Genomic DNA, 7,902 nt, shown 5'->3' on the forward strand with positions numbered 1-7,902 from the left:
TGCAGAATCTTCTCTCGTAAATCCAGTGAGTAAGACGAGGCCATGATTGCCTCCGGTAAAAGCAACAATACCTCTTTGAACACTAACGCCCGCACTAATTCCACATGCCTTCATGCAAATCGCTGTAAGGTATCTCGGACGCCAGATGTTTTTGGGAGAAGTCATGGTGTATGCCACGCTGGATTCGATGTGCAGCGAATACGGTGGAGGATAGTGGGCGTTTTACGAACTGTCGAATGGCGGCTTCTACATGGCGCCCGTGAAGGTGCAGCCGTTACGCATCACCATGTCTGGTAACGGCTTCGACGGGATGGTCAGTGCGGATGCGGCCGGCATCATTGCCACATTGATGGCATTGAACCAGCTATCCTGGAAGACGCGCGACGCGCATTGCATTCACCTGTTCTATCTTCTGCGCGAGTATGCTCTCGATCATGCCGAATCCGGTTTGATTCTGCGCGCGATCGATTGATCCAGCGGTGGCGGCGGCACAGCTTTACTTGCGGGTTACGCTATGTTGCCACCATTGACGATCCCAAAGCTGATGCGGTTGCCGGATCCTCGCAGATTTCCAGCGCCGCGGTTTGCCAGTCGGTAGAATGGCTGGATGAAATAGCTAGACACACTTGCCTTCCTCCTGCCGATAAGCTGTCATGCCTATAAAGTCATTGGCGTGGCGGACGGCGATACTCTCACCATTTTGCAGGACAATCGCCCGGTGAAGCTGCGCCTGGCTAACGTGGACGCACCGGAGAAATCCCAGCCGTTCGGGCAGAAGTCCAAGCAGTCGCTGTCGGACCTGTGCTGGAACCGGGATGCTCAGTATGAGACGCAGGACACGGACCGCTACGGTCGCACGGTTGCTGTGGTGACTTGCGGCGGCGTGGAGGTCAACCGTGCTCAAGTGGAGCGCGGAATGGCGTGGGTTTATCCGAAGTACAACAAGGACCGGTCGCTACCGGCGCTGCAGGACCAGGCGCGGGAGGATCGGCGCGGCCTGTGGGCTGATCGTGATCCAGTGCCGCCATGGGAGTATCGCAAGAAGACGCGCCGGCCGGACTGATTTCGTGGCTGGCGCCAAGGCTGCCAAGCCACGATGGCGTACCTGGTGCAGTAATGCCAGCTTTGGTAGAGCTATGCTGATATGTTTGTTTTGCAATGACGGGACCCATGATGATGCATACTGTGTAAAAATACAGTATTCTTGCCAGCATCACTTTCCAAGTACCATGTCTGGACGGTTTTCACGAGGATAGTTCTCATGTGTGTCTGGAAGCAGTGACAGCTATTGTCAACATTGCGCGCAACATGGTCCGCCTTACCATGGAGTGTCGTGCCAAGTCGAGATTGACTTCATCACATGAACACCTTTTTGTCCGTTCCTGACGAAGACAGCGAGCTGGCCCGGTCGTTTGGGGCAGTGCCGGATCCGCATACCGGTCAACTGTTTGTCCCGGCGGGGATGGAGCTGGCGCCATTTTCTGCCTGGCTGCCTTCCCGCCGGGATGCCTTGGCCATGTCGATACTGCAGGGCCGAGGTGTTTCGCTGACCGACCTGCTGGGCCGCGTAGCCGGCGCGATCAAGGTTGCATTCGAAGATCCGCTCTGGGTCCGTATCGAGATCAGCCAGCTGCAGATGCACAGCGGCCACCTGTATATTGCGGCCGTCGAAAGGGATCAGGATGGAAAGGAGCGGGCCAAGGCGCGCGCGCAGATCTGGGCAAGCCGGGTTCCGCAGATCGTTCGCAAGTTCACCGGGCAGACCAGCATCGAGCTGGCAGCCGGGATCAAACTTCTGGTCTATGCAAGACCAGTGTTCAAGGCGGAATACGGTTTTTCACTGGACATCATTGATATCGATCCCAACTACACCTTGGGCGACATGGAGGCGCGGCTCAAGCGGATTCGGGAACGACTTAAATCCGAGGGACTGGCACAGCGCAACCGACAGCTGACGGCGCCGGCCGACTTCGGTCACGTCGCCGTCATCAGTCCGCCGGATGCCGCTGGCAAGGGCGACTTCCAGACAGAAGCCAGCCGGCTCGAGACCGCTGACTTGTGCCGTTTTACCTACTTTGACGCATTCTTTCAGGGTGAGAAAGCAAAGGAGTCGCTCAAGGATGCATTCATGGCCGCGCTGGCTGCACACCGGACATCGGCCTTTTGTGCACTGGTCCTGATCCGCGGCGGCGGGGCACTGACCGATCTGCACTGGCTCAACGAATATGTTCTCGCCGGCATGGTCTGTAAGTTTCCTTGCCCGGTCTTCGTGGGTATCGGCCATGAGAGGGACACGACGATTCTCGATGAATATGCGCACCGGTCGTTCGGCACTCCGTCGAAGGTCATTGCCCATATCCGGCAGCAGATCGCCACCCGGGCGCTCAAGGGGCTGGAGGACTGGAACGCGATTGTTCACGCCACCGAAGCGCGCTTGTCGCATGCAGAAAGCAGGGTGCTCCAAAAGAAAACCGAGATCGCCACCTCGGCAGGGCGGCGCCTGATACAGGCCGAAGCATCCGCCTCCAGACATAGGGAAACCATTAATCGTCAGGGTATGGTGGTGCTGGACGTCGTCGCCAAGCAAGCGGACCGGATGCATGAGACGGTGCTCAATGCAGCCAGTTCACAGGTTGAGATCGCGGCAGAGAAGATCGAGCACCTGTCGATGAGCGTCAAGGAGCGTGCGCAGGGCGTAGCGGAGCGCATGGAACGTGAAGTCGAGGGTATGTTCGACAGCATTACGCTAGCTACGCGCCGCAGTATCGATGGTATTGACGAGCATCTGCAAGACCAGTGGCTGAGCATCGCCGGCACTGCTGACCGAATGATCGGTACGGCAGCACATCAGATGGAGCGCGACATGGCCGATACCAAGCACTTTGCGGAGAAGCTTTTGGGTGATGCACAGGAACAGTCGAAGGATTTGATGGCCACGATTCTTGCCCATGGCATCGATCCGACGCTCAAGCGCGGATTCGCAGTGGTCAAGGAGCCGGGGGGCACGCCGATATCGAGCAGTGAAGCTGCGAAACGACAGAGCGTGATGGAAATACAGTTCCGTGACGGAACGATACGCGTGCAAAAGGAAGCGACATGAGTGACATGAAGGGCTTTAACGCAGCCTACAAGATTTTGCAGACCAATGCGGAGAAGCTGAGGCGCCAGGATGATTTGGACATCGACAGCCTGGTGCCGATCGTAGAGGAAAGTGCGAAAGCCTACCAGGTGTGCAAGGAGAGGATTGCAGCGGTAAGGGCGGCGTTACAGGAACACTTGAAGGAAGACGCCGCTGAAGCGTGAAGTCACATTGCCTTTACACGGCGGGAGGCGCCGACTCAACCCCGGTGCCAGGTCTCATCGTCCACGGCTTCGTGTGTGTGGACGAACGTAGGTACCATCCTTTCGACAATGCCCTTTCACGTTCACCGAGCCGCACGTACTAGTGACGCAAGGAGGCGCTGAGCTGCTCGTACTTGAACCGACGCTGGCACGGCTTTCAGTTGAATTGCTAAAGTTTTCCGGTGACGACGACTCCCCGGGAACGCGGCGCTGGTCGAACCTGCTGGTTTGCGAGCACCTGGCACTCGAGACCCTGTTGCGTGAGCTTGGATTGACTGCGGCGACAAGCCGTATCCTGCAGGCTGGAGGCCGTACCTTCTATGAGTCGATCCGCTTCGATCGACATGGCGCGCGTGGCCGCTCAGGTGTATGTACCAGGAAAGCGATCAATGGCGCGCTGTACGGCATGACGGGAAACTGGCTGGAAGCCGCCGATAGACTGCTGGCGGATGGTCTCCTGGTTGCCTGGAATGCGAAAGCAATCCGGCTGATCTGGCATTTTGGGCGCCTAATTGCCAACAACGATATGCACGACGGAAATCTGGCATTTCGGGCCGGACCAACGCTGACCCTCGCTCCCGTCTCCGATATGTTGCCGATGCAATATGCGCCCGCGCGTGGCGTGGAGTTGCCACCGGTTCGATACCAGCCGAGCCGGCCACTGCCGGAACAGGAAGATGACTGGCAGGCTGCCGCAGGAGCCGCACTCGTATTCTGGCAGCACGCTGCCGCTGATAATCGCATCAGTAGCGACGACTATCGCCGACTCTGTGCCGACAATGCCGAGATACTGAGTGCAAGGAAAGGCAGCGTTGCGCCTACCTGAAGCGGGAATACCGGCTCTATTTGGCCATGGTTCATTCCGTTTGTTGCCGTTTGAGTATGGCGTCTTCAGGAAACAATGATTTTTACGATAAAGTCACTTTTTCTTGCTCCATTTTCTGCGAAACTTTCTGCTAGCTTGCCCTTTTTGAATTGCTTACTGTCAACTAATCTTCGAAAAGAATGTAAATCACATTCCATGTCCTTTTCTAATGCACTGTCCCCTGTTGCGAAGGCAGCTTTCACTCCTCATAAAATGCTCGTAAAATAGGTCGTTACGTACTTATTGACCGATTTGACGGACATGAAAAAGCCACAAAAAGCTATTCTCACAGAACCACTGAGCTCGGAGCTGACCCGCTTAGGGGAACGTATCCGACGATTTCGTCTTGCTCGGCACCTCGTGCAGCACGAAGCAGCGATCCGTGCCGGAATAGCGCGCAGCACTGCTTCAAGAATCGAGAGTGGTGATCCCTCGGTGGCCATTGGTCAGGTGTTACGTTATATCGACGCAATTGCTCCCGGCAAGTCATTCGATCAACTCTACCGCGATGACGATCCTGCAGAAGCGTTGCTTCAACATAGCGAACGCCGCGTCCGGGCACGTAGCTTGTCGGAAGGGCGCAAGAAAGAACTGGATTTCTAAGGGAACAGCATGGCGTCGCGAAAGAGGGAACTTGGTGTGTTTGCCCATTTAAATGGAGAGTGGGCACCGGCTGGACTAGTGACCATGTTGGAAGACGGTTCCAAGATACAGGGCTCGCAATTTGCCTATGGCCGCAGGTATATTGGACGGCCCGACGCCCTTCCAATCGTTCCCACTGAGATTGGGGAGTGGAAGCCAAATCCCGATATGATGCGGGACAAGGAGTTTATTGCGGACGAAGTCACCAAACTATTCGGGAGCATCCGTGATGCTGCGCCGGACGCTTGGGGCCGACGAGTTATTGAATCAAGGCTAAACCAGCCTGCCAATTCATTGCCTGAATCGACGTATTTGATGGAGGCCGGACATAATCGGGCAGGCGCTCTCGACATCCGCCCTGACATTCAATCTCCTCCACTTAAGACAGCAGGGGTCCATCGTCTGGAGTATCTGCTAGAGGCAGCAGCACGTATTGAAGAAGGTTTGCCAGTGCCAACAGGACTCCAGGATATATTCGAGGCGGGCAGTGGCATGGGCGGCATGCGCCCTAAAGCGTCGGTAACTGACGCGGCTGGTCATCTATGGCTGGCGAAATTCCCTTCGCTAAATGAAAGGCTGAATATCCCTATATTGGAAACAGCTACGCTGAGATTGGCAAAAGAAGCCGGACTTGCTGTACCTGACGTGCGCACGGAGTGCATTCAAGACAAAACAATCATGATGATTCGTCGTTTTGACCGCGAATACTCTGCCAATGATAAGGAGCACCGTCGGCATATGATCAGTGCGCTAACACTTTTAGGTTGCCACGAATCGGAGTCACCCGACAAGACCTACGGTGACATTGCCGATGCCATTCGTCGACATGGCGCACCGAAACAGGTGCGCGCCGACCAGGCAGAGATGTACGGCCGGATGATTTTCAACATCCTGGTGACAAATGATGACGATCACTTGCGCAATCATGCATTCCTTTGGCGGCCCGAGGGTTGGAGTTTGTCGCCGCTGTACGATGTTGTGCCACGTCCCTCGATCGGTACTGAACGTAGACTCCATCTCGGAGTAGGTAACTCTGGCCGCTCGGCTACGATTGACAATGCGTTGACGTCGTATGCTCGATTCGGATTGGACCTGGAGCGGGCGTGGGAAATTATCGATAGAGTGTATGGTGTCGTAAGGCAGTGGAGAACATACTTTGAAGCTTACAACGTGCCGTTATCAGAAATCGAGAAGATTGCGTCTGCATTTCGACATATCGACGATGTCTGTACCCGAGAGGCTCGCCGTCAAAATAGGTAGAATGTGACTGCAAATGAGTACTGTTTGGAGAGGAGGATCAAAAGCAGGAAAGAGGGATGTCGCCAAGGATGGGGGCCGCATCTTAATGTTCTCCAGTCAGCTACCATGAAGCCGGCCTCGCCATTCTGGCGTTAATGTCTAAATTTCAGCCGCCGAACGAAATTCAATACTCCTTCGGGCTTGTATTGAACATTCTGTATTCATATCATTAATGACTATGATTTAATTCGGTGATCTGGTCAAAACTGCCATATGGGATCGCAGTCGTCTATAGTTTGACGAGGCGGTGTTTTGGCTTATCGTCAGCACGCTGGACGGCATGGTGAGAGTTCAAAGGAACTCTCCAGCAAAGCCTATGCATAGCCTAATTTCCTAGCCTTGTTCATTCCATGAGAGTGGGGGGAAATCCAATTATGTCAACTAGTCATGTCTGAATGCAGTCTTAGAGATGGCCTGCCTCTTACTCTGGAACACGGCATAGGGTATTGAGCGCCTTTGCGGTGTGCTGCATCAGAATAGGGCAGGAGACAAACTGGGTATTCAACACTTCCCTTCCTTTTGCATGCTTGGCTCATGAAGACAATGAGACATGATGCATGGGGGGACGCACATTCAGCTCGGCCACTTCTTGCTTCATTGCAACAATAAAAATGAAATAAAGCTAAAATGATGCTATGATTGATGTGAATTTGCATCAATTTCGATGGCAGGTTCCAAAGAATGGCTCTTGTGGAGATAAAATGAGAACGACCGTAACGATTGACGACGAGCTGTTTGAAAAAGCGTTGGAAATGGCTGACCCAACCATGGATAAGTCGGACATCTGGCGTGAAGCTTTTAAAACTTTCGTTCGTGTGCAAGCAGCAAAGAGACTTGCCGCGCTAGGCAGCGCAGCGCCGGATATGCCGGATATTCCACGCCGCCGTGGGGAGCAAGCGGCTCAATGAGTGTGCTTGTTGATACCTCTGTCTGGGTCGAGCATTTTCGGAAACGCAACGCGGCCTTGGTCGAGTTGCTGACTCTCGATTTGACTGCCATCCATCCGATGATCGTTGTCGAACTCGCTTGCGGCACGCCACCTGCACCACGTTCGAAATCGTTGGGTGATTTGAAACTACTTCAACAAGTCAACCAGGCGAGCATGAACGAAGTGCTTGAGTTCATCGAACGGGAAAACTTGTATGGTTTGGGTTGCGGACTGGTGGATATCACTCTGCTTGCTTCAACACTGATTACACCGGGGGCAAAGCTTTGGACGTTAGATAAGCGGCTTGCGAGTTTGGCAGAACGATTCGGCGTCGCGCATCAAGTCAATAATCTCCATTAATTTGCTATTTGATAGATGGATTGTCGCAGTGCATTGCGTTGTCCACTCTATACGATACGCTGTCCATACGTAGCGTCGTTCACTGGTAGTACTGACGGGCAGTGGAGTCCCAGGGCAGACGTACCGGCAGTAAAATCTTCCATCTCAATGCAGAGTCCCTTGTCGTATGCTACCGCGCATGCCTAGCACCGTGCTGCGTTACTTCTCAGAACTATTTGGTGCGGAATACGATTCTTGCCTTTGAGAGATCGTAGGGAGTCATTTCCACCTTGACCTTGTCGCCAGGGAGAATTTTGATGTAGTTCTTGCGCATCTTTCCCGAGATGTGACCTAATACCTGAGTTATGCTCGGAAGTTGTGTATGACGTGAGGGAGTGAGGCGGCGTATTCTTGATGGTTCTTCCGGAATCATCAACCTCTTACAAGGAAAGAATACGCCTTGAAGCAAGATAACGTAATCGGACTC

9 protein-coding genes and 2 pseudogenes are annotated in these 7,902 nt (G+C 54.1%); 9 read left to right on the top strand and 2 right to left on the bottom strand.

Translation table 11 applies throughout. The features are described from left to right. Positions 1-226: 226 nt before the first annotated feature. From IGW03_RS36785 to IGW03_RS36805, 5 genes and pseudogenes are all read left to right on the top strand, one after another. A pseudogene (locus IGW03_RS36785) lies at positions 227-472 on the top strand (antirestriction protein); the annotation flags it as partial. Positions 473-673: 201 nt separating this feature from the next. Next, a complete protein-coding gene (locus IGW03_RS36790) occupies positions 674-1,063 on the top strand; it encodes a thermonuclease family protein (RefSeq protein ID WP_323745070.1) in 390 nt (129 codons plus the stop codon). 297 nt (positions 1,064-1,360) lie between these two features. Next, the gene (locus IGW03_RS36795; protein WP_194727336.1) at positions 1,361-3,100 is read left to right on the top strand and encodes an exodeoxyribonuclease VII large subunit; all 1,740 of its coding nucleotides are present in this window, start codon (positions 1,361-1,363) and stop codon (positions 3,098-3,100) included. Continuing rightward, positions 3,097-3,303 carry an exodeoxyribonuclease VII small subunit gene (xseB, locus tag IGW03_RS36800; RefSeq protein WP_194727337.1) on the top strand — a complete coding sequence of 69 codons (207 nt, stop codon included), beginning with the start codon at positions 3,097-3,099 and terminating at the stop codon, positions 3,301-3,303. The genes IGW03_RS36795 and xseB overlap by 4 nt, the downstream gene beginning before the upstream one ends. A gap of 142 nt (positions 3,304-3,445) precedes the next feature. After that, a complete protein-coding gene (locus IGW03_RS36805; protein WP_194727338.1) occupies positions 3,446-4,168 on the top strand; it encodes a HipA domain-containing protein in 723 nt (240 codons plus the stop codon). 65 nt (positions 4,169-4,233) lie between these two features. Here the strand turns inward: IGW03_RS36805 and IGW03_RS38595 are convergent, their stop codons facing one another. Next, positions 4,234-4,410 carry a hypothetical protein gene (locus IGW03_RS38595; protein ID WP_228536333.1) on the bottom strand — a complete coding sequence of 59 codons (177 nt, stop codon included), beginning with the start codon at positions 4,408-4,410 and terminating at the stop codon, positions 4,234-4,236. 58 nt (positions 4,411-4,468) lie between these two features. On the opposite strand from IGW03_RS38595, the gene IGW03_RS36810 reads away from it, so the two are divergent. The 4 genes from IGW03_RS36810 to IGW03_RS36825 all read left to right on the top strand — a co-directional run bounded on the left by IGW03_RS36810 (position 4,469) and on the right by IGW03_RS36825 (position 7,436). Next, entirely contained in the window at positions 4,469-4,810 is a 342-nt protein-coding gene (locus IGW03_RS36810; protein ID WP_194727339.1) for a helix-turn-helix domain-containing protein, read from the top strand. Between the two features lie 84 nt (positions 4,811-4,894). Beyond that, complete coding sequence (locus tag IGW03_RS36815) at positions 4,895-6,109, top strand: type II toxin-antitoxin system HipA family toxin (protein WP_194727340.1); 1,215 nt, start codon at positions 4,895-4,897, stop codon at positions 6,107-6,109. 740 nt (positions 6,110-6,849) lie between these two features. Further along, positions 6,850-7,056, top strand: a complete 207-nt coding sequence (locus IGW03_RS36820; protein WP_194727341.1) for a type II toxin-antitoxin system VapB family antitoxin — start codon at positions 6,850-6,852, stop codon at positions 7,054-7,056. Further along, positions 7,053-7,436, top strand: coding sequence for a type II toxin-antitoxin system VapC family toxin (locus IGW03_RS36825; RefSeq protein WP_194727342.1), 384 nt, complete (start codon positions 7,053-7,055; stop codon positions 7,434-7,436). The genes IGW03_RS36820 and IGW03_RS36825 overlap by 4 nt, the downstream gene beginning before the upstream one ends. Positions 7,437-7,647: 211 nt before the next feature. Here the strand turns inward: IGW03_RS36825 and infA are convergent. Next, a pseudogene (infA, locus tag IGW03_RS36830) lies at positions 7,648-7,785 on the bottom strand (translation initiation factor IF-1); the annotation flags it as partial. Positions 7,786-7,902: the final 117 nt, after the last annotated feature.

The organism is Noviherbaspirillum malthae, from assembly GCF_015352985.1.
GTDB classification, from domain to species: Bacteria; Pseudomonadota; Gammaproteobacteria; order Burkholderiales; family Burkholderiaceae_D; genus Noviherbaspirillum; species Noviherbaspirillum malthae.

Excerpts from the sequence above, each read along its gene's own strand:
- IGW03_RS36795 (WP_194727336.1), top strand. The coding sequence starts at position 1,361 with ATGAACACCTTTTTGTCCGTTCCTGACGAAGACAGCGAGCTGGCCCGG.
- xseB (WP_194727337.1), top strand. The coding sequence starts at position 3,097 with ATGAGTGACATGAAGGGCTTTAACGCAGCCTACAAGATTTTGCAGACC.
- IGW03_RS36810 (WP_194727339.1), top strand. The coding sequence starts at position 4,469 with ATGAAAAAGCCACAAAAAGCTATTCTCACAGAACCACTGAGCTCGGAG.
- IGW03_RS36815 (WP_194727340.1), top strand. The coding sequence starts at position 4,895 with ATGTTGGAAGACGGTTCCAAGATACAGGGCTCGCAATTTGCCTATGGC.
- IGW03_RS36820 (WP_194727341.1), top strand. The coding sequence starts at position 6,850 with ATGAGAACGACCGTAACGATTGACGACGAGCTGTTTGAAAAAGCGTTG.
- IGW03_RS36825 (WP_194727342.1), top strand. The coding sequence starts at position 7,053 with ATGAGTGTGCTTGTTGATACCTCTGTCTGGGTCGAGCATTTTCGGAAA.